The 276-nt window shown below is 27.9% G+C and carries 1 protein-coding gene; it reads right to left on the bottom strand.

The window, feature by feature from the left end:
- Positions 1 to 92: 92 nt before the first annotated feature.
- The coding region (locus ACRHOC_RS14805; RefSeq protein ID WP_431159402.1) for a hypothetical protein at positions 93 to 276 on the bottom strand (184 nt) is incomplete at its 5' end.

Below are 276 nucleotides of genomic sequence, written 5' to 3'. Positions count from 1 at the left end.
GCAAAAATATGACAGCGACCGTAATGCGAGTAAGTTTTTTCATTACACTATCCTTGAAAGATTGCGGTCAAATATATTTAAATATTTTTTAATTAATATAATTCTACAGCCGGACTATGATGGATAAATAAGTCCGAGAGGTTCTTGATTTTTATCAATGATGGCCATCGGTTTAAGCGATTGTTTATATAAGATTTACCTATCAATGAAATAATGGTTAAAAAAATAAGCTGATGATTAAATTTTATTAGATTGAATTTAAAGGATATTGTTTCA

The organism is Winogradskyella poriferorum, assembly GCF_050618035.1.
Taxonomy (GTDB): domain Bacteria; phylum Bacteroidota; class Bacteroidia; order Flavobacteriales; family Flavobacteriaceae; genus Winogradskyella; species Winogradskyella poriferorum_A.
This window is presented reverse-complemented; position numbering and strand designations above follow the sequence as displayed.